Below are 24,966 nucleotides of genomic sequence, written 5' to 3'. Positions count from 1 at the left end.
TAGCCGTCGCTTTCGGCCGGGGAGTGGCCGTTGTGCTCGTGTGTGCTGATGGTGTGCAGGCCGAAACCCATGTTGGCCGCAGGGTCGATCGGCAAGGCGTTGTAGTGACGCATCAGTACCGGTTGGCCATAGCGCACCATCAGCAGTTTCACCGGGAAAGTGCCATCGAACGTCCACAGCGCATTGTGATTTTGCAGCGGGAAGTTCGGGTGGAAACGGGTGTCGATGCCTTTGGTCGTGCCAGTCGTGGTCGGGATGTCCGAGGTCTGGTAGTAGAGGCCGCCGGGGCCGAACTCACCGACGGCGTAGTTGTGCAGTTGCCGGCGGTCGCGCATCCCGGTATTGATACGCGCGCCCACTTGCACGGTCTTGTACGCGACCTGCGGGTAGAACTCGTTCCAGCGCTGGTGCGACCAGCCTTTTCCCGGTGGCCGCCCTTCGGCTGGCGAGCCCACGGGTTGGCGGTTGAGGAAGGCTTCGATCTGCGCCTTCCACGGGTTGCGGTCCAGCACATTGGAGAACTGCGACGGAAACGGGAACAGGCCGGGCTGGCGCATGAACGCATCCAGCGCCGAACCCGACGGGGCGCTGCGTGCAATGCTGTTGGGGTCCTGGGCCGGCGCCGGGCCGACAGTGGGTACGGGGAAGGTCAGGGGTGGGGCCGGGATCGTCGGGTCGAGTTTTTCCGTGCCGAATTCCTCGAACAGCAGCAATTGCTGGGTAAACGGTTGGGCCCCGTACAAGGGGCTGGGTTTGCCGTTGGTGGGGTAATTGAACGAGGTCTGCAAACTCGGCGGCAGCACGTTGTCGGCACGCGGTGTGTTGCGGTCGCCGTACGCGCCGTTGGGCAGGGCCAATGCGCCCTGGTTGGTCTCGGGCATGGTTTTCAAAGCTTCGAGCGCTGCTGCGGCGGCGATCGGATCGGCGGGTGGATTGTAGTAGGCCGAGGGGTCGGTCGGCGGCGGTTGGCTTTCATCGTCAAGCGGGGCCGCGCTGACGGTGGCGAGGCTGGCGCTGATCAACAGGAAGGAGGCCACACTCGACCTCCGTAAGTAGCTCAAGGAACGAAATGCGGGTGGTGCATTTTTCATTTGGTTTCCCCTTACGCATGCCAAATTGGCGAAACCCACGTCCCCGAGTGGGGGACGACTGCTGCGGTGTTAGGGCTGGTGCAACAGACGGGCCATGTCAAAAGTGGGAAAAAAATTTGTGATTAATTAGTAAGTTGTTTCAGAGTGTTTCAAGGGTGCATCAGTCGGCGGTGGGTGAAATTCCTCATTAACGGGGAAAATGTCCTTGTTTCATTGGGTTACTTTCACCAATGGCCAAACGCCGTTATGTGCACGAGGTGCTGTCGGTTCTGCTGATGGCGGGCGGGGCGCTACCCCGGGATTGAATTCACACGCAGAGCCCGGGAACGATCACCGGCGAGTAACCCGCTCCGGCACGCTATGATAGGCAGTCGCGCCCATTTCCCGGAGTCAATCCCAGCAATGCCCCAGATCACCCACTACAAAACCCCGTGCCCCGAGTCGGTCAACAGTCAGATCCTGCAGATGGTGGTCGACAACCTGACCGATATCAGCATGGTCGCGATCGCGCCGAGCAACCTGTTGTACAACGTCTACCAGTACGCGATCGGCTACGAGGTGCACCTGTATCTGGAGGCCTTGAACGGGACAAAAGGGATTGAGGTGGAGTTGATCGTCGCCACGGATCTGGACGATCCGGACAAGGTCGCAGGTTTCCTGTTGTACCTGCCGGTCAAGGACGATCCCGACGCGTGCAGCGTGGCCTACATGGCCGTGGATGCCGGTCATCGGCGACAAGGGATTGCGCGCAGGATGCTGCGCGAGATGGTCGGCCGTTACCCGCATGCCGAGCTGGCATGCGCCGTGGCCAAGGTGCCGTACTTTGAATCGATGGGTTTCCAGGTGGTGGGCGCGCGTGCCACCCAGGTGCTGATGAACACCCGCGACCACGGCAGCGACGGCTTGAGGGCGCTGCTGGATGTGGCGCCCATCTATAGCTCGCTGGAGGTGCGGCAGATTCATACCTACCTGCTGCAAAAGCACGGCAAGCGGGCGATGCTCGATGCTGAAAAACAGCGTGACCGGCATCTGGACCAGCTGACGCGCAAGGCCAATGAGTTTGTCCGTGAGCGATTGGAAAAACGCGGTTAAATTGTAGGAGCGAGCCTGCTCGCGAAAAGCCTGAGGACGCCGCGGGGTGTCAGGCTTCCATCGTTATCGTTAACGACCATCGCGAGCAGGCTCACTCCTACAGGGGATTTTGGGTTGGCGTGTAGAAAGCACAAAGCCCGGCCAGGTGCCGGGCTTTCAGTGTCTGGTTTTCGCGCAGTTAAAAAAGAGCCTCAAAGCTCTTTGATGGGGAGAAGTGGAGCCATTGAGGCTCAAGATGCGCATGAAGAAGGCGGTGAGCTTGATAGGGGTTCAATGCACTCACCACCTACGCAACGGCTTGGACAAGCAAGCGGCTGCGCAACTCCATCGTAGGAAGATGGGGGGGCGGTCTCAAGTACCGCTAGTCGAATCCCCCCACAAGTGTCAGCTTCTGCGATTGCGCTCCCCGGGCCAACCGGCCTGGTTCAGGGCCTCCAGCAGCGTTTCGGCATCCAGCCCCGGCACCGCGTGGCCGTTACCTTCCGTCGTTTCGGCGGCGAGCAAGGCGTTGATGATGGCTTCTTCAACGGCCTCGGTGGCCGCCAGGAACAATTCGCTGATGTGATCGTTATTGACCATGCTCAGGTTGTCGCAGGTCGGCGCTTTTTTGCTCTCGTAAGCCGCTGGCGGTACATGCTGGTTGCCGGTGGCGAAAGCGATGAAGATGTCGCCGCTGTGGTCTTCATTGCCGCCGCCGGTGCGGGCCAGGCCGAGGCTGGCGCGCTGTGCCAGGCGCGTGCATTGGTGTGGCAGCAAAGGCGCATCGGTGGCCAGGCACACCACGATCGAACCCATGCCCGGGTGCGGCAGTGAAGCCTTGAGAAACGGTGAGTCGACCTGCTGCATGTAGCGCCCGACCGGGTAGCCATCGACGCGCAACTCATTGCGGATGCCATGGTTGGCCTGGACAATCGCGCCAACCGTCCAGCCGCCCTGGGCACTGTCCAGGCGTCGCGAAGCGGTGCCGATGCCGCCCTTGAACTCGTGACAGATCATGCCGCTGCCGCCGCCGACATTGCCTTCGGCTACCGGGCCGCCTGTCGCCGCGCGCAGGGCCTGGGCGACATGCTCGGGCTTCACGTGGAAGCCGTTGATGTCATTGAGCAAGCCGTCGAAGGTCTCCAGCACCACTGGCATGTTCCAGTAGAGCCGCCCGTCGTCCGGTTGCTGCTCGCGGTCCTGCACGATCAAGGCATCGCGCACCACGCCCAGGCTATGGGTGTTGGTGAAGGCGATCGGGCTGGTCAGCAGGCCCGCTTCGCGAATCCACTCGAGGCCCGTGGCATCGCCATTGCCATTGAGCACATGGACCCCGGCAAAACAGGGTTGCTGGCTGGTGGAACCGGCACGGGGTTCGATCACGGTCACCCCGGTCAGGATATCGCGACCCTTGGCGGTGCGACCGCGCACATCGCTGTGGCCGACCCGCACACCGGGTACATCGGTGATGGCGTTGAGGGGGCCGGGTTGCAGTTGGCCAAACTGGATATTGAGGTCGCGGGCACGTGGTTTCATGGTTTTTCTCGTCTTCAATAATTCGTGGTGGAAAAGAGTGTGTGGTTTGTCGCGAGACCTGTGGGAGCGGGCTTGCCCGCGATAGCGGTGGGTCAGCCGACATCAATGTTGGATTTGCCGGCCTCATCGTCGGAACGCCGCCCGGAGCAAGCCCGCTCCCACAGTGATAGTGGTGTGCCTACTGGCCGTTCTTGACCTTGCTCCAGATCCGCGTACGCACACGCTCGGTGGCGGGCGGCAGGGGTTGCAGGGTGAACAACGTGGCCAGGGCTTCGGCCGACGGGTAAACCGCAGGGTTGGTGCGCGTTGCCTCCGCCACCAGTGCTGTCGCGTTGCGGTTGCCGTTGGGGTAGTTGAGGTGATTACTGACCGGGGCGATGACCTCGGCGCGCATCAGGTAGTCGATGAAGGCCAGGCCCTGTTCGGGATGCGGTGCGTCCTTGAGCAATACCAGCGTGTCGAACCACACCGGCGCGCCTTCCTTGGGCAAGCTGTAGGCGATCTTCACGCCATTGCCGGCCTGCTCGGCGGTGGCTTTGGCTTCGAGCATCGCGCCGGACCAACCCACGGCGACGCAGATGTTGCCGTTGGACAGGTCACTGATGAACTTCGACGAATTGAAGTAGGCAATGTGCGGACGCAGCTTGAGCAGCAGCGCTTCGGCCTTTTTGTAGTCTTCAGGGTTAGTACTGTTGGGTGGCAGGCCCAGGTAGTGCAGGGCGACCGGCAGCATTTCCGCGGGCGAGTCGAGCATCGCCACGCCGCACTCGCCGAGTTTGGCCAGGTTCTCTTCCTTGAACACCAGGTCCCAGGAGTCCACCGGCGCTTTGTCGCCCAAGGCGGCGCGCACTTTGTCCACGTTATAGCCGATGCCGTTGGTGCCCCACAGATATGGCACGGCGTACTGGTTGCCCGGATCGTTGTTGGCCAGTTTCGCCAGCAGGTCGGTGTCCATGTTCTTGAAGTCCGGCATCTGCGCCTGGGGCAGCGGGGCGAGGGCGCCGGCCTTGATCAGGGTCGGCAAACTGAAGTTGCTGGCCACCACCACGTCGTAGCCGCTGCGGCTGGTCAGCAGTTTGCCTTCGAGGACTTCGGCACTGTCGAAGGTGTCGTAGACCGGCTGGATACCGGTGTCCCGCTTGAAGTCATGCAGGGTGGTGGGGCCGATGTAGTCGTACCAGTTGTACACGTGCACGGTCGGGCCATCGGCGGCGACCGCCGACAGCGAGGCCACCAGACAGGCGCCCAGCCCCAGATTGAAATACGAGCGGTGACCACTCATGATGCGGCACTCCTGGCCTGCTGCAGGCCGGTGATGATCAGGAGTGTGCAGCGTATCGAGCGGAGTGGCCGTTACCCATTCCCATCATGGGTTACTCAAAAGGGGTAGTGCGTGGACGCGTTGTTGAAAGAGTTGCCGCTGCACCAGGGATTGGCACGGGTATTTGGCGCGATGGGCCAGGACGGGTTCTGGCGTGCGCTGGTCGACACCCTGCGCTTGCTGGTGCCGCTGGACAACGCCCTGGTCGCGGTGCTGCGACCGGGACGGGTACCGCGCCTGCTGATCGATTTCGACTCCACAGGCAGCGGCGATGAGCATGAAGAACTGGCGGACTACAGCGCCGGCATGTACCTGCTCGATCCGTTTTACCTGGCGGTCTGCGCCGGCATCGCCGATGGCTTGCACAGCCTCGATTCGGTGGCCCCCGACCAGTTCCAGCAGAGCGAGTACTACCTGAGCTACTTTCGCACGGTGGTGGGTGGGGACGAATTGCAGTTCATGGTCAACGTCGACGGTGCCGTCCTCGGGTTGTCCCTGGGACGCGCGACACGTTTCACCCTGCAAGAGCAGGGCAGCTTGCTGTGCGTGCGCGACTGGGTGCTGGCGGCGATGCGTCGGCACCTGCAATTGCTACCGCCGGAAGGCCCGGCTGTCGAAGCCGTAGCCGGGGACCTGGCGACCTTGCTCGATCGCTTCGATGCGCGCCTGTCGGTGCGCGAAATCGAAACCGCGCGCCTGATCCTCCAGGGTTTTTCCAGCAAGGCCATCGCCCAGCAGATGGGCATTTCCCCGGAGACGGTGAAGGTGCATCGGCGCAATCTCTATCACAAGCTCAATGTGAACGGGCATGGCGAGTTGTTTGCGCTGGTGCTCAATCCGCCAGGCTGAACACCAACGCCTTCAACCCGCACTCTACATCGGCATCCGGGAACTCCGGCGGATTGTCCAGCCGCCGTTCAAAGCGCAGGCTCGGTGCTTCCCGGGTCACCCCGTCGATGAGGAAATCCGCACCGAAGGCCGGGTCGTTCATGCAGGCCAGCACCGTGCCTTGGGGGCCGAGCAGTTCCGGCAGGCGACGCAGCACCCGTTGGTAGTCCTTGGTCAGCAGGAAACTGCCTTTCTGGAAGGAGGGCGGGTCGATGATCACCAGATCGTAAGGGCCCTTGCCGATGACTTTGCCCCAGGACTTGAACAGGTCGTGGCCGAGAAAAGTCACCTTGCCCAGGTCATGCCCGTTGAGCCGGTGATTGTCACGCCCGCGGCTCAGGGCCGGGCTGGACATGTCCAGGTTGACCACGTGGGTCGCGCCGCCTTCGATGGCCGCCACCGAGAAGCCGCAGGTGTAGGCGAACAGGTTCAATACGCGTTTGCCCAGGGCTCCGGCCCGCACCCAGTCGCGGCCGTAGCGCATGTCGAGGAACAGCCCGGTGTTCTGTTTGCGCCCCAGGTCCACGCGATACTTCAGGCCGCCCTCGGTGATGGTCATTTCCTCGATGACGTCCCCCAGCAGCCATTCGGTGGTGCTTTGCAGCAGGTAGCGGTGCTGCAGCAGCAAGGTATGCGCGCCGGATTGAGCCCATGCCGGTGATTGCGTGAGCTCAAGCAACAGCTGCTTCAAGGCGTCCAGTTGCGCCGCTTCCGGCTCTTTGAACAGCGACACCAGCACCACGCCCTGCAACCAGTCGACGGTCAGTTGCTCGAGCCCCGGCCAGCAACGGCCGCGGCCGTGGAACAGGCGGCGGGTTTCGGCGGGGGCGGCCGCCAGGGCTGTCGACAAGTGCGCGTGGAGGGTGGCGAGGGCTTCAGGGTTCATCGGTCTGGGTCGGTCATCTGAGGGGGCGGCATTTAACCATAATTGCGCGTTGGGTAGACGACACAAAACCCCTGTAGGAGTGAGCCTGCTCGCGATAGCGGTGTGCCTTCCAACAGTTGCATCGCCTGACACTACGCCATCGCGAGCAGGCTCACTCCCACAGAGTTATCACGTTTAATTTAACTTTACGTGAGGATTTGGCGATCTTCCGGCTCCCATACTTGGCTCCAACGAACCACAACCGGGAGCCGGACATGTCGCAGTCAACTGCTTCACCCAAGGCCAGCCATCCTCTCTGGCTGCGGCTCACTCATTGGCTGAACGCCCTGGCGGTGCTGGTGATGGTCACCAGTGGCTGGCGCATCTACAACGCCTCGCCGCTCTACGATTTCAGCTTTCCCAGGTCGATCACCCTGGGTGGCTGGCTGGGCGGTGCCTTGCAATGGCACTTCGCGGCGATGTGGTTTCTCGCACTCAATGGTCTCGTCTACCTGCTCATCAACCTGTTCAGTGGCCGCCTCAAACGACGTTTCTTCCCGGTTTCCCCCAAGGGTGTGCTGCAGGATCTGTGGGCCGCGTTCCGGGGTCGGTTGGCGCATGCCGACCTGAGTCACTACAACCAGGTGCAGCGTGTGGCGTACCTGTTCGTGATGGTCGATATCACGCTGCTGGTGATCTCCGGGCTGGTGCTGTGGAAGTCGGTGCAGTTCCCGCTGTTGCGTGAGTTGCTGTGGGGCTACGAAGGTGCACGCCATGTGCACTTCGTCGCGATGGCGCTGTTGGTGGCATTCGTCGCAGTGCACCTGGTGATGGTGGCACTGGTTCCAAAAACACTGTTGGCCATGATTGTCGGTCGCAAGGAGCCCGTATGAAAAAGCGCATTCAAGACTCCGGGCTGGACGAGTCGTCCATCCTGACCGACGCCCGGAAAATCCTCGCCCCGCAGATCGAAGACCGCTCGCGCCGCGCGTTCCTGCTGCGTGGCCTGACACTCGGCGGCGTGGCCATGTTGTCCGGTTGCAACCTCACCGACAACGACAGCGTCGAGACCGCGTTGTCGTCCATGTCGCGCTTCAACGACCGGGTGCAAGGCTGGCTGTTCAACCCCAATGCCATGGCGCCGACCTATCCGGCGTCGATGATCACCCGGCCATTCCCGTTCAATGCCTTCTACGGCATCGACGAGGCGCCGACGGTGGAGGAAGAGAGCTACCGGCTGGAAGTCACCGGCCTGGTGGCGGACAAGCGCAATTGGCGCCTCGAAGAGCTGCGCGCCATGGCGCAAACCGAGCAGATCACCCGGCATATCTGCGTCGAAGGCTGGAGCGCGATCGGTCGTTGGGGCGGCGTGCGTTTCAGCGATTTCCTCAAGCGAGTCGGGGCCGATACCGACGCCAAATACGTCGGCTTCAAGTGCGCCGACGATTACTACACCAGCATCGACATGGCCACTGCACTGCATGCGCAAACCCTGTTGACGCTGACCTATGACGGCGCCGTGCTGCCGCGCGAATACGGCTTCCCGATGAAGCTGCGCATGCCCACCAAGCTCGGCTACAAAAATCCAAAACACATCCAGGCGATCTTTGTCAGCAACACCTACAGCGGCGGCTACTGGGAAGACCAGGGCTACAACTGGTTCGGTGGCAGCTGACCAAACCCCCGGCAATTCCCCTCGTCCACACCCCATGCATCAAGGAGTTTCACCATGAAAAAGTTGACCACCGTTGTTCTGTCCATGTGCCTGGCCGTCGGCGCCGCCAGTGTTTTTGCTGGCGATACGATGAGCAAGGACAGCATGAGCAAGGATTCGATGTCCAAGAACGCCATGCACAAAGACGCCATGAAAAAGGACGCCATGGCCAAGGACACGATGAGCAAGGACAGCATGTCCAAGGATGCCATGAGCAAGGACGGCATGAAGAAAGACGCCATGTCCAAGGACGCCATGAAAAAGGACCCGATGTCCCAGTAACGCAAACCTGTCATTCGGGGTGTGGCCTGAGCTCATGCCCCCATGACAGTTGATGGCTTGGTGATATTGCGCAGTGTCGCAACACTGATTTCGTCGTCTGTTTGTATCAAAAATGAATTTCCGCAGAGACCGCCGCTCATACCAGTAGGTAGCGGATTTCGAGCCCGCGTATTTTTTGTTGCGATCAGGGAGCGGCAAGGTCATGAGTCGAGAATCGACGGCGGGCGAACACCTTCATGGCGGATTGATTCTGGTGGTTGAAGACGATCCGATGATCCTGGAGTTTCTCTGCGAAATTCTTCAGGAGGAGGGCTATGTGGTGCAACCGCAGACCAGTGCCGACGAAGCGTCGGTGTATTTGCAGGGGCATGCGCCTGAAGTCGGAATGTTGCTGACGGACATCACCATGCCGGGCACGCTCAACGGTGCAGACTTGGCCAATCTGTTCGGTGATCGTTGGCCGGACAAACCGATCATGATCATGTCCGGCTTCGAAACCCCTGAAAGTTCCGGCGTGCGGCACGATGTCTCGTTTATCAAGAAACCCTGGGCGCTGGGGCAGTTGCTCGATTGCGTGGATGGCGCGCTGAAATCACGCCGTACCCTGTAGGTTCCTGTACATTTATCAGGTCTTAACGCCAGATCCTTGAAATAGGAAGGACCCTTTGTCTGCTCCCGAATCCGTCTTGAACCTCCCTTACCACGCCTTCCTGTTCGACATGGACGGCACCATCCTCACCTCCATTGCTGCCGCCGAGCGCGTCTGGGCCACCTGGGCCGTGCGCCACGGCGTCGATGTCGAAACCTTCCTGCCGACCATTCACGGCGCCCGCGCCATCGACACCATCAACCGCCTGGCCCTGCCTGGCGTCGATGCCGAGGCCGAGGCGGCGTGGATTACCGAGGCTGAAATCGAGGATGTCGATGGCGTTGAAGAGGTGGCCGGCGCGGCGCGTTTTCTCAAGTCCTTGCCGGCTCATCAATGGGCGATCGTGACCTCTGCACCACGGGCGCTGGCGTTGCGGCGGATGGCAGCCGCCGGGATTCCCGAGCCGGAGGTGATGGTCACCGCCGAAGACGTCAGCGCCGGCAAACCCGACCCGGCCGGTTATCGATTGGCTGCTCAGCGGCTGGATGTAGAGATAGCGGATTGCCTGATTTTCGAAGATGCGACGGTGGGCATTCTTGCAGCCGAGGCGGCGGGGGCGGATTTGCTGATCGTCACGGCGACGCATGAACAGCCGATTCAGACGGCGCATGCCACGTTGGCAGGTTATGACGAAGTTGTGGCAAGTTTGGATGCCAACGGAATGATTCGACTTCACTCAATCTAATGTGGGGGAGTCTCAGTAGATTTTCGGGATCAACCGCCAGCTCCGGGCGCAATAAGCTTCGTATTCACCCCCAAACTGCGCCCGTAACAGCGCTTCCTCGGCATGAATTCGCGCGATCAGCGGAATCACCGTCAGCGCGGTCAGCAACAGCCCGACCGCCGAGCGAAAGGCCAGCGCCCAACCCACGGCAATCACCAACATCCCCAGGTAACTGGGGTTGCGCAAGCGACGATAGATCCCGTCGGTCACCAGGCGATGCCCCGGCTGGATCGCCACCAGTCCACTGAAACGATTGCCGAGCACGAACACCGGCCACATGCGCAGCACGCCGCCGATGATGAAGAGCAGCGCCCCGAGCCAACGCACGCCCTCGCCACCGAAGGTCCAGAAGTCGATCCGGTCGGTGTAGGCCGGCAAAAAACCACTCAACAGTCCAATCACCCCGAATGCTGGCAGCACCCAGCGATTGGCCCGATCCTCGCGTTCGCCGGAACTCAGGTTGACCTCGGTAAACAGCGAAGCGATGGCCATGACCAGGGTTGTCAGGGCAACGACCACCAAGGCGGCATGGGAAAAAAACGCCGCGAAGCCACCCAGCCCCCAAATCGCCAGCCAGAGGTAAGCGAGAGTCGAAACGATGGCAAAAAACGCCAGTTTTGCGGAGATTTTCATAGGCGATCCCCCCGACACTTTCAGTGTAGCGTCGATCGTTCCCACGCAGAGCGTGGGAACGATCAATGTGCGGCCGATCGCGCATTGCGCCGGATCACCTGCGGTGGCTGCCCGAATACTCGAAGGAATGCTTCGCGCATTCGCCGCGGATCAACAAAGCCAGTTTCCAAGGCAATCTGCTCGAGCGTCAGGCGCCCACGTTCGAGCATCTGCCGTGCCGTCTCCAGGCGCAGGTTTTCGATGGCTTTGGCGGGCGACTGACCGGTTTCGGTACGGAACGCACGGCTGAACTGCCGCGGGCTGAGGCGCGCCACTTGCGCCAGTTGTTCCACCGATAAGGTTTGGGCGAGGTGCTCCCTGGCGTAGGCGAGGACGGTCTGGATGCGATCGGATTTCGGCGCCAGTTCCAGCAGCGCGGAGTGTTGTGACTGGCCGCCGGCACGGCGGTGGTACATCACCAGTTTCTGCGCCACGGAACGCGCAAGTTCAGCACCGTGATCCTTTTCGACCATGGCCAATGCCAAGTCGATGCCGGCGGTCATGCCGGCGGAGGTCCAGATCGAGCCGTCGATCACGTAGATGCGGTCGGGTTCTACCTTGATCGATGGAAAACGTTCTTGCAGTTGCCGCGCATAGGCCCAGTGCGTGGTCGCCCGCCGGCCCTCTAGCAGTCCGGCCTGGGCCATGACAAAGGCTCCGGAGCAAATCGACGCGGTGCGGCGCGCGGTTCTGGCGCTGGCACGCAAGTAGTCCAGTACCCCCTCGGGCGCCTGTTCGAGGATGGCGTCGCCACCCACCACGATCACCGTATCGAACACCCGCTCGCCGAACGCCTCGGTGCCGACATTCAGGCCGCCAGAAGCGCGCAAGGTGCGGCCGTCTTCGGACAGTACACGCACGTCATACAGGGCTTGCCCGACACTGAAATTGGCGTACTCGAACACCGGCATGGCCGCCAGCGCCATGGACTGGAAACCCTCGAAAACCACAAACGCCACGCTGATCATCGTCAGGTCCTCAAAACTGATGTCCGAAAAACGTAGTTTAAACGTCATTTGCGACAGGCACGAGTCGATTTATAAATGCTCATGGCTGGCGACTGTCTCGCCTCACAGTGAAGGAAATTGAACATGGCTCTCTCCTCCAAAGGCACTGCACTGATCACTGGCGCCTCTTCCGGCATCGGCGCGGTGTATGCCGACCGTCTCGCCCGGCAGGGTTACGACCTGATTCTGGTCGCGCGCAGCCAGGCAAAACTCAACGCGCTGGCCATTCGCCTGAGCGACCAGACCGGCCGCACTGTGGAAGTGGTCGCCGCGGATCTCAAAGACAAGGCCGACCTGTTGCGGGTCGAACAGATTCTGCGTAATGACGCGAGCATCACCTTATTGGTCAACAACGCCGGCGTCGGTGCAGTCATGCCGTTGCTCGGCAGTCCCGTGGATGACATGGAAGACATGATCACCCTCAACATCACCGCGCTGACCCGCCTGGCCTACGCCGTGGTACCGGGCTTCGTCGCGCGCGGTATCGGAACCGTGATCAACATTTCGTCGATCGTCGCCATCGCCCCGGAAATCCTCAACGGTGTGTATGGCGGGACCAAGGCATTTGTCCTGGGCCTGAGCCAATCGATGCAGCGCGAACTGGCGGATAAAGGCATACGGATCCAGGCCGTACTGCCGGGCGCGACCGCCACCGACTTCTGGAGCGAGGCCGGCAACCCGGTGGAGAATTTGCCGCAGGAGATCGTCATGTCCGCCGAAGACATGGTCGACGCCGCACTGGTGGGGTTGGAGAGGGGGGAAGTGGTGACCATTCCGGGATTGCACGACTGCGAGCAATGGACCCGCTATGAAGCGCAGCGCCAGGTGCTGTCCGGGTTGTTCGGTAATTCCACGGCAGCGGCGCGTTATCGTTAACCGACGATGTGAAGCCTCGCCTAGCCTAACTGTAGGAGCCAGGCTTGCCGGCGAAGAACGATGACGCGGTGCAGCAGATACACCACGGCGTCTGGTTCGCCGGCAAGCCTGGCTCCTACAGATTCAGGTGTCACGACCGACGCTTCGATCTATTGACCAGCCGGAACGCCTTCCTGAACGAGGATGGCGCGAGCCAGGTCTTCGTCGCTGGCGCTGTTGAGGTCAGGATGTTCCTGACGAACACGCTGCAATACCTGCTCCAGATAAACACCGCGAATCGCACCGCCACTGGCCACGAAGCTGGAGGCGTCATCCCGGGCGGGAATCATCAATTTGTCATCCTTGAACGTCGAATACAGCGAGGCGGAAACCCCGGCCGACGTGGCGACATCTTTTGCATCGACATCGGCCATCGCGGAGCCGACGGGTAGGCACAGCAAAAGGGAGGAAATGATAATCAGACGGCGCATGACGGTGTCCTCTGAAGACATGACGCAAAAAGGAAGTCTCTCACCTTTAGGATGCATGGCGATCGCCAGGAGTTCCCTTGTCGTAGCCTTGAGCCCGGATTCAGCGCGAAAACCGGTTGCGATAATCTCGCGGCGAAACCCCGAGGTTGCGCTGGAAGGTCAGGCGCATGCGCTCTTCATCGCCAAAGCCGCACAGCCGGGAAATCTGATCGATGTTGCGCTCTGAATCTTCCAGCAGTCGCCGCGCAGCTTCCACGCGCAGCACTTCCACGGCCTTGGCCGGCGTGCGGCCGGTCTTGAGCTTGTAGACCCGGGCAAAGTTGCGCGGGCTCATTTGTACCTGTTGGGCGAGTGTCTCGACGGTGAGGTTGGCACCGGACAAGTTCTGCGTGATCCACAGGTGCAGGTCGTCGAAGGCCGCACCTTCGCTGGTTTGCGATTGCAGCAATTGGCTGTACTGGGCCTGGCCCCCGGGGCGCTTGAGGAACACCACCATTTCCCGCGCCGTCAGCAGTGCCAGCTCACGCCCGCAATCTTCTTCAACCAACGCCAGCGCCAGGTCGATCCCGGCGCTGACCCCGGCGGAGGTCCAGACTGAACCCTGCTGGACAAAGATCGCATCGTTGTCGACTTCGATGGACGGATGGCGCTCCTTGAGCATGCCGCACATCGCCCAATGGGTGGCGGCGCGCCGACCTTCGAGCAATCCGGCCTCGGCCAACAGGAACGTGCCGCTGCACACCGAAGCGGTGCGTCTGGCTTTGGTGGACGCCTGTTTGAGCCAGTTGACCAGGCCCAGGGCATTGTTCATCGCCAGAATGATCGCCGGGGCACCGGGAACGATCAGCGTGTCGATCGTTTGGTCGTCGAAGGTACTCAAGGGCACGGTGTCGACGGCCAACCCCTCTGCCGTGTGAATCAGGCCACCGCTCAGGCTGGCGGTCTGCAGTGTGTAGCCGGGCAAATTGCTGCTGTTGAGGTAGCGCGAGGCGGCCCAGAACACGGTTTGCGCACCGGTCAGGTCGAGCAGGCCCATTTCGGGGTAGGCGAGGAAGACGATCAAACGTGGTTGGTCGGACGGGGACTCGGGAGTGCTGGCGATATCGTTCATAGGCTTCTGGATTGACGCGTTGGAATAATGATAATTCGCAAACGCTATAAGCGTTATCGCAGCTGGTCGGCTGTCCGGATTTCAGGGTTTTATGTCACTCGCTCGGGAAAACTGCAAGTTCGCCCACTCGTGAAAATCCAGAACAATTGTATTGTCGATACTTGTGTGTTTCCGCACCGAAGGGCTACGTAAACTGACAGGTGCTTCCCGCCAACCCAGTACGAGGGGATGACAAAGGCTCATCCCCCGGCCCGTTGTTGTCATTTGTTTGCCCATGACCCCGGCCCATAGAGTGAAGCGTGCGCTTTTGGCGCATCCCTTTCATTCGAGTCATCGCCTGGCGAACCCAGGCGAGGGAGATTTTTGATGTCCGATAACTTGGGCCAGCAGTTCATCGACGGGCAGCGCAGTGCCCTGGGCCGCGAGACCCTGCACAGCGTCGACGCCAGCACCGGCCACGCGCTGCCGTATGTTTTCCATCAGGCCACCGAGCAGGAAGTGGTGCTGGCGGTAACGTCGGCAACGCGCGCGTTTGCGCCGTTTCGTCAACTGTCGCCACTGCGCCGAGCCGAATTTCTCGATGCCATCGCCGAGGAAATCGATGACCTGGGGGATGATTTCATCGCCCTGGTCTGCCAGGAAACCGCGTTGCCCGAGGGGCGGATTCGCGGCGAGCGCAGCCGCACCAGCGGCCAGCTGCGTTTGTTTTCCCAAGTGCTGCGCCGGGGTGATTTTCTCGCTGCACGGATAGATCAGGCATTGCCTGAGCGCACCCCGTTGCCACGGCCGGATATTCGCCAGTACCGCATCGGAGTCGGTCCGATCGCGGTGTTCGGTGCGAGCAATTTCCCCCTGGCCTTTTCCACCGCCGGCGGCGACACCGCCTCGGCCCTGGCCGCCGGTTGCCCGGTGGTGTTCAAGGCCCACAGCGGGCACATGGCGACGGCCGAGCGGGTGGCGGGCGCCATCGTTCGCGCGGCGCAACGTACGGCCATGCCGTCGGGGGTGTTCAACATGATCTACGGCGCGGGCGTGGGCCAGGCGCTGGTCATGGCCGATGGCATCAAGGCCGTGGGCTTCACCGGCTCGCTCAAGGGTGGTCGGGCCCTGGCCGACCTGGCCGCCGCGCGGGCGCAACCGATCCCGGTGTTCGCCGAGATGTCGAGCATCAACCCGGTGATCGTGCTGCCCGAAGCCTTGGGCAGTCGTGGCCAGAAAATCGCCGAGGAACTGACCGCTTCGGTCAACCTCGGCTGCGGCCAATTCTGCACCAGCCCCGGCTTGATCATCGGCCTGCGCTCGCCGCAGTTCAGCGAGTTCCTGCAGGCGTTCGCGCAGAACATGGGCTGCCAGCCGCCGCAGACCATGCTCAACGCAGGGGCGCTCAACAGTTATCGCGCAGGCCTTGCGCACATCGCGGCGCACGACCTTGTCGATCATCTGGCTGGCCAGGCGCAGGGGGATCGCAAGGCTCAGCCGCAATTGTTCAAGGCCGATGTGCAACTATTGCTCGACGGCGATCCGCTGTTGCAGGAAGAGATTTTCGGCCCGGCCACGGTGGTAGTGGAGGTGGCTGATCAGCCGCAGTTGCGCGCGGTGCTCGACAGCTTGCACGGGCAACTGACCGCCACGCTGATTGCAGAACCTGCGGATCTGGAGCGCTTTCGCGAACTGCTGCCGCTGCTGGAGGACAAGGTCGGGCGGTTGCTGCTCAACGGTTATCCCACCGGTGTCGAAGTCAGCGATGCGATGGTGCACGGCGGGCCTTATCCCGCGACGTCGGATGCGCGTGGCACCTCGGTCGGCAGCCTGGCCATCGATCGCTTCCTGCGTCCTGTGTGCTACCAGAACTATCCTGATGAATACCTGCCGCCCGCGCTGCAAAACGCCAACCCACTGGGCCTCGATCGACTGGTCGACGGCCAGTGGAGCCGGTTGCCCCTGAACTGACCCGCCGCCCACGTCGGCGCGGCTGGCGTGGGCCTTGATGGATTGCACATTGAATCGAGTACACACCGATATGGTTCCTTCCCTTGGCAGCATCGCTTCACGCTTGCGCCTCAAGCAACTGCGCTTGTTGATCGCGCTGGATGACCGCGGCTCCCTGCACAAGGCCGCCGAGCAGATTTCGATTTCCCAGTCCGGCGCCACCAAGGCCCTGCATGAGGTCGAGTCGTTGCTTGGCATGCCCTTGTTCGAGCGCCAGCCCAAGGGCCTGGTGGCCAACGAAATGGGGCGTTGCATGATTCGTTATGCGCGGCTGATCTACAGCGATGTGGAGCATCTGCGCGAAGAAATGCTCAGCATCATGCAGGGGCAGGGCGGACGGTTGTCGGTGGGGGTGATCATGGGCGCAGTGCCGTTGCTGACCCGGGCCCTGACCGAGTTACGGCTCAAGCAGCCCGACTTGTCGGTGGAACTGGTGGAAAACACCAGCGCGACCTTGCTCGGGCTGCTGGATCAGGGGCGCCTGGACCTGGCGATCTGTCGGACCAGCGTCGGCCAGCGCTCTGATGCCTATGACTGCATCGAGCTGAGCGAGGAGCCCTTGGCCGTGGTCGCCAGCAAGGATCATCCGCTGGCCAGTGCCGAGGCGTTGCAGCTGGCGCAATTGAGCGATTACCGCTGGGTGGTCTATCCCAAGGACATGCCGATGCGCCAGGCCCTGGAGCGCGAACTGAACGAGGCAGGGCTGGAGATTCCGCGGTATCCGCTGGAAACCTCGTCGACCTTCGCCACCATTTTGCTGGTGCAGCAGGACCCGACGTTGCTGGCGGTGATCCCGGTGGAAGTGGCCGAGTTCTGCGAACAACATGAGCTGCTGGTGAAGCTGCCGGTGTCCATGCGTGCGTTGATCGAGCCCTACGGCGTGATCAGCCGGGCCGGCGCCGATCTGTCTCCGGCGGCGACCCTGCTGATCAACGAACTGCAGCGGGATTTGCTTACTTGATGACGATCGGGTTCACCGGTGCCCCCGTACCGCCCACGATCTTCAGCGGCGCGGCGGTGTAGAGGAACTGCCACTGGCCGTCTTCGGCGCAATCGCTGGCCAGGTCATCGAGCATCGCGACTTCGGTGAAAGTCACGCCAAGGTTGCGCATCAAGGCGTTGTGCAGCGGGATCAGCACACCAGAGTCCGGATCGACCGCCACTTCGTTGGCCATGGTATCGGTCACCAGGTTGGGGATTTCCATCTGGTGAAACCACTCCACCAGTTCACGGCTGAAGGTCAGGCCCGGCTCGGCGAAATCCTTGTAGAACTCCTCCGGTTCACGTTCATAGAACGAACCGATCCAGCCGGTGCGGATGATCAGGATGTCGCGTTTGTGGATCTCGATACCCTGGGCTTTCGCAGCGGCCAGCAGGTCGAGGTGATTGAAGGTTTCGCCCTTGTCCAGCACCGCTTTGCCGCGATGGCGGGCCATGTCGATCAGCACCGCGCGCCCGACAATCCCGCGCTCGGCAATCGGCAGGATGCTGGCCTTGTCCATGCCACCGATGGTGCTCATGGCGTCGTAGCCGTTCCACAGTTTGTTGTCGTGCCAGACGTGGCCGAGGGCGTCGTATTGGGTCGAGCCTTGCAGGTGCATGAAGATCACATCGTCGGCGTATTCGACGTGCCCGTCGAAGTGGGTCTTGCCGGCCAGGAAGTGGCCTTTGTCCAGTACGTTGACGCGCATCGACGGACGCCGGCCCGGCCAGAGCGGCTCACCCTTGGGATGGCCGATCTGCACTTGCAGGGTGAAGGTCTTGCCCTGTCGTACGGCGGCGATACCGCGCAGGATCTCGGCGCTTTGCAGGTAGTTCAGGGCACCGACTTCATCGTCCGGCCCCCATTTGCCCCAGTTGGTGGGCAGGCCTTCGAGCAAGGCCTTGATGTCGGGAGAACGGTCGGCGGCGGTGTTGTTGGTGTTGTGGTCGCACATGGGATCTGTCCTTGTTCGAGCGGCTTGCGCGGTCCCCTGTGGGAGCGGGCTTGCCCGCGATGAGGGAGTGTCAGTCGAAATTTTCCTGTCTGACACACCGCTATCGCGGGCAAGCCCGCTCCCACAGGTTTTGTGTTGTTTGTCAGAAAGACTATTTGATCGGCGAAAACTGCGCCGGCATCAGCAGCTTCGATTCCATCTTTTCCAGCATGGGGAAGGCGATCGGCACGAAGCCTTCGAGCCAGTCGGGGTCCTGGTACAGCGCGGCGCGTTTCTTGATGCGCTCGTCCAGGCTCTCGTAGGCCCAGATGTGAATCACCTGGTTCAGCTCGCCGATTTCGGTGTACCACCAGCCCACCAGCGTGGCGTAGCGGGAGATCACCGGCAGGCCGTTTTCCTCGAAATGCTTGAGGTAGGTTTGCATCTTGCCGATCTGCAGGGTGTAGGTGCGCATCTCGTAGAACATGGGATTTCTCTCTCAGGAATGAATGCCATGGAAGGCGTTGCCGATGATTCGCTCGACGTCGGCGGCACGGGTCAGGCGCGGGTTGACCAGCACGTTGCCGCTGCGCATCGAGTCGCTGACCATTTGCGGCATGTAGTCCAGGTCCACGCCCAGGTCCTTGATGTTGTCCGGAATGCCGATGGCCTTGTTCAACGCCATCACGTGTTCCACCACTTTGTACCCGGCACGGGCGGGGCTCAGGCCGCTAACGTCCTCACCCATGGCCTGGGCGATCTCACAGAACAGCTCCGGGCAGGCCGGCAGGTTGTATTCGATGACGTAGGGCAGCAGCGTGGCGTTGGCGATGCCGTGGGGGATGTTGAACACGCCGCCGAAGGTGTGGGAGATCGCATGCACGTTGCCCAGTTTCGATTGGGCGAACGCGACCCCGGCGAGGAACGAACCGAGCAGCATCTGCTCCCGGGCGTGCAGGTCGCTGCCGCTGAAAAAGGCTTTTGGCAGGTGGGTGCAGATCATCTTGATCGCCTGCAGGGCCAAGGCCTGGCTGACCGGATTGGCCTGCTTCGATACGTAGGATTCGATGGCATGGGTCAGGGCGTCCATGCCGGTAGCGGCGGTGATCGACGGCGGCAGCTTGAGGGTCAATTCAGCGTCGAGAATTGCCAGTTTTGGAAACAGTGCCGGGCTGATGATCACGGTCTTGAACAGGGTTTTGGTGTTGGTGAACACCGTGGACGCCGTGCACTCGCTGCCGGTGCCCGAGGTGGTGGGAATGGCAAAGATCGGCAGGGGCGGGTGCAGCAGTTTGTCGTAGCCTTCGTAGTCGAGGATGTTGCCGGGGTTGGTGGCCATGGCCGCGACACCCTTGGCGGTGTCGATGCTGCTGCCGCCACCCACGCCGATCACGGCGTCGCATTCGTGGTTTTTCAGGAAGGCCACGGCGCGCTCCAGCACATCCGTGGTGGGGTTGGGCTCGACGCCGGCAAACACTGCGTAGCCAATGTCACGCTCGGCCAGCGAGGCGAAAAAACTTTCCATCACCCCCGACGCCATCAAGCCTTCGTCGGTGACCACCAGCAGTTTTTTTCCAACATGGGGCTTGAGCAACGCGCCGGCCTGACGCACCAGGCCGTTGCCGCTTTTCAGGGTGGTGGGGAAATAGAACTGGAACGGGTTCATGTGAGTCTCCGGTTTCTTATTGGGTGACGAAACAGTAATGAGCGCCGCTGCCTGTCGATAATGAAAAGACCTGATCCAGCGATCACCCTTTGTCATCCCCCGAGTGACGGATTTGCGGTGGTAACGTGAGCGCTTTGAACAGTCGGGAGCATCGTCATGGATTTGGGTATTTCGGGGCGCTGGGCCATCGTCTGCGCCGCCAGCAAGGGCTTGGGCCTGGCCTGTGCGCGGGCCTTGGCGAAGGAGGGCGTGAATCTGGTGATCAACGCCCGTGGCGACGAAACGTTGCAGGCGGCGGCCATTGAACTGCGCTCTTTGGCGCCGAACATTGAAGTGCGAACCGTAGCCGGGGACATCAGTACATCTGAGGTGCAGGCACAGGTGCTGGCGGCGTGTCCGCAGGTGGATATCCTGGTCAACAACGCCGGCGGACCGCCACCGGGGGACTTTCGCGACTGGCAGCGCGAAGACTGGCTCAAGGCGCTGGATGCCAACATGCTCACGCCCATCGAGCTGATCAAGGCCTGTGTCGACGGCATGGCCGAGCGCGGTTTCGGCCGCATCGTCAACATCACCTCGGGCGCGGTGAAGGCGCCGATCGATGTGTTGGGCTTGTCCAACGGTGCGCGCAGTGGCTTGACCGGTTTCATCGCCGGGCTGGCGCGCCAGGCCCGCTTGGCAGGCAATAACGTTACCGTCAACAACCTGCTGCCGGGGCCGTTCGAGACCGAACGTTTGCACAAGACCCTGAGTGCAGCCGCTGAAGTCAAGGGCGCCAGCGTCGAAAGCATCGCCGAGCAACGGCGTAAAAACGTCCCGGCCCAACGCTTCGGCCAGCCCGATGAGTTCGGTGCTTATTGCGCGTTCATTTGCAGTGCCCAAGCCGGTTTTCTCACCGGGCAGAACCTTTTGCTGGATGGCGGCAGCTACCCAGGGACCTTCTGACTGGTCTGCTGGCTGGATGTCAACTCATCTGGCCTCTTCGCGGGCAAGCCCGCTCCCACAGGGTCCGCGTCGAGCTCAAAACCTGTGACCACCGCGGGACCTGTGGGAGCGGGCTTGCCCGCGAAGGGGCCATTGAATCCAAGAAAATTTCGGGGGATGACCGTTGGTGATCCCCCAATCAGATCCCATCATTATTCAGCACTCGGGGGCGTGATTAGAGTGGGGCCGCTTGTTCCACAACAATAAGAGCGACCCACATGAACAATCCGAGTGCCGAAAGCCTGGCGTTGCCAGCAGCCAACGCAACGATGCGCGCCACCAACGTGCGCTGGCGAATTTTCCTCATCATGTTGTTGCTGACCGCGATCAACTACATCGACCGCGCCTCGCTGTCGGTGGCGTTGCCGCTGATTTCCAGTGAGTTCCAGATCCCGCCGGCCCTCGAGGGCCTGATGCTCAGCGCGTTTTTCTGGTCTTACGCCTTGATGCAGATCCCCGGCGGCATGCTGCTGGACCGCTTCCACACCCGTCGCGTGATCGTCGTCGCGACCGTCGCCTGGGGAGCGTTCCAGGCCCTGGCCGCCGGGGCGCATAACTGGATCACCCTGTTGCTCACCCGCATGGGCCTGGGCATCGCCGAGTCGCCGATCATGCCCGCCGGTGCCAAGCTCAACGGTGCCTGGCTGACGCCCAACGAACGCGGGCGCGGCGCGGTACTGGTCGACGGCGGTGCGCCGCTGGGCAGTGCCTTCGGCGCGATCATCATTGCCGGGCTGATCGGCTGGTTCGACTCCTGGCGCATCGCGTTCGTAATCGCTGGGGTCGGCACCATGCTCGCCGGTGTGCTGGCCTGGAAGTACATTCGCAACCACCCCAGCGAACACCCCGGCGTCAATGCCGCGGAACTGGCGCACATCACCGAGGGCAACGCCACGGTCAACAAGCCCGGCGCGGTCACCAGCATCCCGTTCAGGGAACTGCTCAAGGACCGTTCGGTGCTGGCGATGTTCGCCGGTTATTGCTGCATCCTCAGCGTGTTCTACGGCCTGCTGACCTGGATGCCGAGCTACCTGCACCAGACCCACGGCCTGAACATTTCCGGCATGGGCGGCGCGACTTTCCTGATCTTCATGTGCGGTTTCGTCGGCGAACTGGTCGGCGGCTACCTGGGGGATAAATGGAAATCCAGCGGTGCCTCGCCCAACCTGGTGATGCGCAGCATGTTCAGCGGTTCGGCGCTGGTGGCGGCGCTGTGCATGCTGGGAACGGCCTACGCCTCCGAGGCCAGCCAGGCGATCGGCCTGCTGTGCGTGGCGATGTTTTTCATTCGCTGGTGCGGCATGTACTGGTGCATTCCGTCGATCCTTGGCGGCACGTCGAAGACCGGTGTGCTGGCCGGCACCATGAACTTCTGCGGCAACATGGCCGGGGTGATCGTGCCGATCCTGATCGGTTTGATCGTGCAGTTCACGGGTTCGTATTTCCTGGTGCTGATCTTCTTCGTGGTCATGGCCATGCTGCTGGCGATATTCTCCAGCCTGATCGATTACCGGGAGCGAGGGCTGGTTTGATGAGCGTTGATGTCGACTGCGTGGTGGTCGGGGCCGGTGTGGTCGGGCTGGCAGTGGCCAGGGCCCTGGCCATGGGCGGGCGCGAAGTGATCCTGGTCGAGGCCGGCGAAGGGATTGGCGTGGGCGTCAGCTCGCGCAATTCCGAAGTGATCCACGCCGGTATCTATTACCCGAGCGGCAGTCTCAAGGCGCGGTTGTGCGTGGAGGGCAAACAACGCCTTTACGCCTTCTGTGACGAACGCGGCGTCGATTATCAGCGGCTGGGCAAGTTGATCGTCGCCACCGATGATGCGCAGCGTGTGGCCTTGCAGGGTTTGCTGGAGCAGGGCCGGCGCAATGGCGTCGATGACTTGCAATGGCTGGAGGCCGGTCAGGCGCGGGCGCTGGAGCCTGAGTTGTCCTGCGTTGCCGCGCTGTGGTCGCCGTCCACCGGCATCGTCGACTCCCATGGCCTGATGTTGGCGCTGCAGGCCGATGCCGAAGCGTGGGGCGCGTCGCTGGCCTTTCATACGCCGCTGTTGTCGGCCCGTTGTACTGAAGAGGGGTTCGAGGTGCACATGGGCGGCGTCGAGCCCATGACCTTGAGCTGCCGCGAGCTGATCAACTGTGCGGGATTGTCCGCGTCGGAGGTGGCGAGCCGCATTTCTGGCCTGCCACGGCAATACGTTCCCCAGGCGCGGTTGTGCAAGGGCAGCTACTTCAGTTTCAGCGGTCGCGCGCCGTTCCGGCATCTGGTGTACCCGGCGCCGGAAAGCGCCGGGCTGGGCGTGCACATGACCCTCGATCTCGGTGGCCAGGCGCGTTTCGGGCCGGATGTGGAATGGGTCGACAGGGTCGATTACCGGGTGGATCCATCCCGGGCCGACGGCTTTTACGCAGCGATCCGGCGCTACTGGCCAGGCTTGCCGAATGACAGCCTGCAACCGGCCTACAGCGGCATTCGCCCGAAAATCAGTGGCCCCAACGAGCCGGCCGCCGACTTTCGCATCAGCGGTCCGGCCGAGCATGGGGTGCCGGGGCTGGTCAATCTGTTCGGCATCGAATCGCCGGGGCTGACCAGTTGCCTGGCGCTGGCTCAACGGGTGGTGGAGTACCTGTAGGAGCGTGGGTGACCGATAATCAGTGCCCGCGCCGCTAAGCGCAGATAGCGCTATCCTTGGAGGATGTGCTCTTCGCCATCGGAGACATCTGATGATCAACGTACGCACTGCCCGCATGCTTGCCGATTACAAACAATGGGCGAACCAGCGCCTCTTTGACAACCTGGCGCTATTGCCACCCGGCGAAGTCGAAAAAGAACGCGCCGGGGTCTTCAAGAACATGATCGGCACGCTCAATCACATCTATGTGGTGGACCGAATCTGGCAGGCTCACCTCGAAGGCCGAGGGCACGGCTTCAATACCTCCCATGACGTGGTGCACCCTGAACTGGCGGTGCTGCGCCTGGCGCAACAGGACGTGGATCGCTGGTACTGCAACTGGAGCGCGCGGCAAACCGATGCCTCGCTGGACAAACCCCTGAGGTTCACTTTCGTTTCCGGCGAAAGCGGCACCATGACGGCCGGCGCGATGTTGATGCATGTGGTCAACCACGCCAGCTACCACCGTGGCTGGGTGATCCAGATGTACTTCGAAATCCCGGCCATGCCGCCGATGACGGACATGCCGATCTACCTGCGCGAGACCGACCCGCACTTCAACGCGCTCAATGCCCCGGCAGTGGGGCTGACATGTGCTCCACTATTCGCGAGCGCAACCAACGTTCTGCCGGATCGTTATCGTTGACGCCGTTCCAGACCATGGACAGTTCGGACAGGTTGATCTCGAACGGCGGGTCGTCGGCGCGCAGCTGGCTGCTGCCCTCGATCAGCGCGCAGGCGGCGTAATCGGGCACCGAGGCCAGCATGTCGGTGCCCGCCAGCAAGGCGCGCAGGCCCGAGAACTGCGGCACTGCCAGCACCACTCGGCGGGAGCGGCCGATGCGCGCCAGGTCATTGTCGATGGCGCCGCTCAAGTCCCCGGAAAACGACACCAGCGCGTGGGGACGCTCGCAAAATTCATCCAGGGTCAGGGCGCCTGGCCGGTCATCGCCGCGCAGCACCTTGACGCTCAGGTCCCGCAGCTTCTTGCGCTTGGCGTTGGCCGGCAACTCGGTGGTGTAGCTGATGCCGACGGAAATCTCACCGCTGGCAAGCATCGACGACATCAACAGGTAATTGACCCGGCGCACCACCACCACGACGTTCTGCGCCTCTTCGCGTATCTGCTTGAGCAGTGGCGGAAACAGGCCGAACTCGGCATCGTCGGACAGGCCGATGCGAAACACATCGCGGCTGATGGACGGGTCGAAATCCTTGGCCCGGCTCACCGCCCCGGAAATGGTGTCCATGGCCGGTTGCAGCTCCTTGAGAATCACCAGCGCCCGCGGCGTCGGCTCCAGCACCCGCCCGTTACGCACCAGCAGCGGGTCGTCGAACAAATCGCGCAACCGGGCGAGGGCTGCACTGACGGCGGGCTGGCCGAGGAACAGCTTCTCCCCGGCCCGGGTCAGGTTTTTTTCGAACATCAGCGTCTCGAAAATCGTAAGCGCTCCATAAACCCC

At 62.0% G+C, this 24,966-nt stretch carries 25 protein-coding genes and 2 pseudogenes; 14 read left to right on the top strand and 13 right to left on the bottom strand.

Annotated elements, in window-relative coordinates; translation table 11 throughout:
* Positions 1-1,091, bottom strand: a pseudogene (locus PMI35_RS31320) (copper oxidase); the annotation flags it as partial.
* A gap of 402 nt (positions 1,092-1,493) precedes the next feature.
* Here PMI35_RS31320 and PMI35_RS31325 point away from each other — a divergent pair.
* A complete protein-coding gene (locus PMI35_RS31325; protein WP_008054522.1) occupies positions 1,494-2,183 on the top strand; it encodes a GNAT family N-acetyltransferase in 690 nt (229 codons plus the stop codon).
* Here PMI35_RS31325 and PMI35_RS35115 read toward each other — a convergent pair.
* The 3 genes and pseudogenes from PMI35_RS35115 to PMI35_RS31335 all read right to left on the bottom strand — a co-directional run.
* Positions 2,183-2,263 (bottom strand): annotated as a pseudogene (locus PMI35_RS35115) (outer membrane lipoprotein carrier protein LolA); the annotation flags it as partial. The gene PMI35_RS31325 and the pseudogene PMI35_RS35115 sit on opposite strands and share 1 nt — an antisense overlap.
* A 304-nt stretch (positions 2,264-2,567) precedes the next feature.
* The gene (locus PMI35_RS31330; RefSeq protein WP_008054521.1) at positions 2,568-3,698 is read right to left on the bottom strand and encodes a DmpA family aminopeptidase; all 1,131 of its coding nucleotides are present in this window, start codon (positions 3,696-3,698) and stop codon (positions 2,568-2,570) included.
* A 178-nt stretch (positions 3,699-3,876) separates the two neighbouring features.
* Positions 3,877-4,980, bottom strand: coding sequence for a polyamine ABC transporter substrate-binding protein (locus tag PMI35_RS31335; protein WP_008054520.1), 1,104 nt, complete (start codon positions 4,978-4,980; stop codon positions 3,877-3,879).
* A gap of 111 nt (positions 4,981-5,091) precedes the next feature.
* Here PMI35_RS31335 and PMI35_RS31340 point away from each other — a divergent pair, with 111 nt between their 5' ends.
* Positions 5,092-5,868 (top strand): helix-turn-helix transcriptional regulator, encoded by a 777-nt coding sequence (locus tag PMI35_RS31340; protein ID WP_008054519.1) that lies wholly within the window; start codon positions 5,092-5,094, stop codon positions 5,866-5,868.
* On the opposite strand, the gene PMI35_RS31345 is transcribed toward PMI35_RS31340, so the two are convergent.
* A complete protein-coding gene (locus PMI35_RS31345) occupies positions 5,852-6,793 on the bottom strand; it encodes a class I SAM-dependent methyltransferase (RefSeq protein ID WP_008054518.1) in 942 nt (313 codons plus the stop codon). The two genes, PMI35_RS31340 and PMI35_RS31345, sit on opposite strands and share 17 nt — an antisense overlap.
* Positions 6,794-7,047: 254 nt before the next feature.
* Here PMI35_RS31345 and PMI35_RS31350 point away from each other — a divergent pair, with 254 nt between their 5' ends.
* The 5 genes from PMI35_RS31350 (at position 7,048) to PMI35_RS31370 (ending at position 10,102) form a co-directional block, all read left to right on the top strand.
* Entirely contained in the window at positions 7,048-7,665 is a 618-nt protein-coding gene (locus PMI35_RS31350; protein ID WP_008054517.1) for a cytochrome b/b6 domain-containing protein, read from the top strand.
* Positions 7,662-8,447 carry a molybdopterin-dependent oxidoreductase gene (locus PMI35_RS31355; protein WP_008054516.1) on the top strand — a complete coding sequence of 262 codons (786 nt, stop codon included), beginning with the start codon at positions 7,662-7,664 and terminating at the stop codon, positions 8,445-8,447. Before PMI35_RS31350 ends, PMI35_RS31355 begins: the two co-directional genes overlap by 4 nt.
* Positions 8,448-8,501: 54 nt before the next feature.
* Positions 8,502-8,768: a pentapeptide MXKDX repeat protein gene (locus PMI35_RS31360; protein ID WP_008054515.1), complete on the top strand. Its 267-nt coding sequence runs from the start codon at positions 8,502-8,504 to the stop codon at positions 8,766-8,768.
* Between the two features lie 202 nt (positions 8,769-8,970).
* Positions 8,971-9,378, top strand: a complete 408-nt coding sequence (locus PMI35_RS31365; RefSeq protein ID WP_008054514.1) for a response regulator — start codon at positions 8,971-8,973, stop codon at positions 9,376-9,378.
* 55 nt (positions 9,379-9,433) lie between these two features.
* Positions 9,434-10,102 (top strand): HAD-IA family hydrolase, encoded by a 669-nt coding sequence (locus PMI35_RS31370; RefSeq protein ID WP_008054513.1) that lies wholly within the window; start codon positions 9,434-9,436, stop codon positions 10,100-10,102.
* A 12-nt stretch (positions 10,103-10,114) separates the two neighbouring features.
* Here the strand turns inward: PMI35_RS31370 and PMI35_RS31375 are convergent, their stop codons facing one another.
* Both PMI35_RS31375 and PMI35_RS31380 read right to left on the bottom strand, forming a co-directional pair.
* Positions 10,115-10,774: a methyltransferase family protein gene (locus PMI35_RS31375; protein ID WP_008054512.1), complete on the bottom strand. Its 660-nt coding sequence runs from the start codon at positions 10,772-10,774 to the stop codon at positions 10,115-10,117.
* A 62-nt stretch (positions 10,775-10,836) separates the two neighbouring features.
* Positions 10,837-11,781, bottom strand: a complete 945-nt coding sequence (locus PMI35_RS31380; RefSeq protein ID WP_008054511.1) for a GlxA family transcriptional regulator — start codon at positions 11,779-11,781, stop codon at positions 10,837-10,839.
* Between the two features lie 123 nt (positions 11,782-11,904).
* Between PMI35_RS31380 and PMI35_RS31385 the strand changes: the two genes are divergently transcribed.
* Entirely contained in the window at positions 11,905-12,696 is a 792-nt protein-coding gene (locus PMI35_RS31385) for an SDR family NAD(P)-dependent oxidoreductase (protein ID WP_008054510.1), read from the top strand.
* 149 nt (positions 12,697-12,845) lie between these two features.
* Here the strand turns inward: PMI35_RS31385 and PMI35_RS31390 are convergent, their stop codons facing one another.
* Positions 12,846-13,166 carry a DUF2388 domain-containing protein gene (locus PMI35_RS31390; protein ID WP_008054509.1) on the bottom strand — a complete coding sequence of 107 codons (321 nt, stop codon included), beginning with the start codon at positions 13,164-13,166 and terminating at the stop codon, positions 12,846-12,848.
* Between the two features lie 100 nt (positions 13,167-13,266).
* Entirely contained in the window at positions 13,267-14,277 is a 1,011-nt protein-coding gene (locus PMI35_RS31395) for a GlxA family transcriptional regulator (RefSeq protein WP_008054504.1), read from the bottom strand.
* A 366-nt stretch (positions 14,278-14,643) separates the two neighbouring features.
* Between PMI35_RS31395 and PMI35_RS31400 the strand changes: the two genes are divergently transcribed.
* Both PMI35_RS31400 and PMI35_RS31405 read left to right on the top strand, forming a co-directional pair.
* Positions 14,644-16,227, top strand: coding sequence for an aldehyde dehydrogenase (NADP(+)) (locus PMI35_RS31400; RefSeq protein WP_008054501.1), 1,584 nt, complete (start codon positions 14,644-14,646; stop codon positions 16,225-16,227).
* A 70-nt stretch (positions 16,228-16,297) separates the two neighbouring features.
* Complete coding sequence (locus tag PMI35_RS31405) at positions 16,298-17,227, top strand: LysR family transcriptional regulator (protein WP_008054500.1); 930 nt, start codon at positions 16,298-16,300, stop codon at positions 17,225-17,227.
* Here the strand turns inward: PMI35_RS31405 and PMI35_RS31410 are convergent.
* The 3 genes from PMI35_RS31410 to PMI35_RS31420 form a co-directional block, all read right to left on the bottom strand.
* Positions 17,220-18,203, bottom strand: coding sequence for a cyclase family protein (locus PMI35_RS31410; protein WP_008054498.1), 984 nt, complete (start codon positions 18,201-18,203; stop codon positions 17,220-17,222). The two genes, PMI35_RS31405 and PMI35_RS31410, sit on opposite strands and share 8 nt — an antisense overlap.
* Before the next feature lie 151 nt (positions 18,204-18,354).
* Entirely contained in the window at positions 18,355-18,669 is a 315-nt protein-coding gene (locus PMI35_RS31415) for an NIPSNAP family protein (protein ID WP_008054497.1), read from the bottom strand.
* Between the two features lie 12 nt (positions 18,670-18,681).
* A complete protein-coding gene (locus tag PMI35_RS31420) occupies positions 18,682-19,848 on the bottom strand; it encodes an iron-containing alcohol dehydrogenase (protein WP_008054496.1) in 1,167 nt (388 codons plus the stop codon).
* 156 nt (positions 19,849-20,004) lie between these two features.
* Here PMI35_RS31420 and PMI35_RS31425 point away from each other — a divergent pair, with 156 nt between their 5' ends.
* From PMI35_RS31425 to PMI35_RS31440, 4 genes are all read left to right on the top strand, one after another.
* Positions 20,005-20,793: an SDR family oxidoreductase gene (locus PMI35_RS31425; protein WP_008054495.1), complete on the top strand. Its 789-nt coding sequence runs from the start codon at positions 20,005-20,007 to the stop codon at positions 20,791-20,793.
* 257 nt (positions 20,794-21,050) lie between these two features.
* Positions 21,051-22,364, top strand: a complete 1,314-nt coding sequence (locus tag PMI35_RS31430) for an MFS transporter (RefSeq protein ID WP_008054494.1) — start codon at positions 21,051-21,053, stop codon at positions 22,362-22,364.
* A complete protein-coding gene (locus PMI35_RS31435; RefSeq protein ID WP_008054493.1) occupies positions 22,364-23,464 on the top strand; it encodes an NAD(P)/FAD-dependent oxidoreductase in 1,101 nt (366 codons plus the stop codon). The genes PMI35_RS31430 and PMI35_RS31435 overlap by 1 nt, the downstream gene beginning before the upstream one ends.
* A 91-nt stretch (positions 23,465-23,555) precedes the next feature.
* Positions 23,556-24,149, top strand: coding sequence for a DinB family protein (locus PMI35_RS31440; protein WP_008054492.1), 594 nt, complete (start codon positions 23,556-23,558; stop codon positions 24,147-24,149).
* Here PMI35_RS31440 and PMI35_RS31445 read toward each other — a convergent pair.
* Complete coding sequence (locus PMI35_RS31445; RefSeq protein ID WP_238543135.1) at positions 24,070-24,945, bottom strand: LysR substrate-binding domain-containing protein; 876 nt, start codon at positions 24,943-24,945, stop codon at positions 24,070-24,072. The two genes, PMI35_RS31440 and PMI35_RS31445, sit on opposite strands and share 80 nt — an antisense overlap.
* Positions 24,946-24,966: the final 21 nt, after the last annotated feature.

Origin of the sequence: Pseudomonas sp. GM78 (genome assembly GCF_000282475.1) — a bacterium.
Classification (GTDB): Bacteria; Pseudomonadota; Gammaproteobacteria; order Pseudomonadales; family Pseudomonadaceae; genus Aquipseudomonas.
This window is presented reverse-complemented; position numbering and strand designations above follow the sequence as displayed.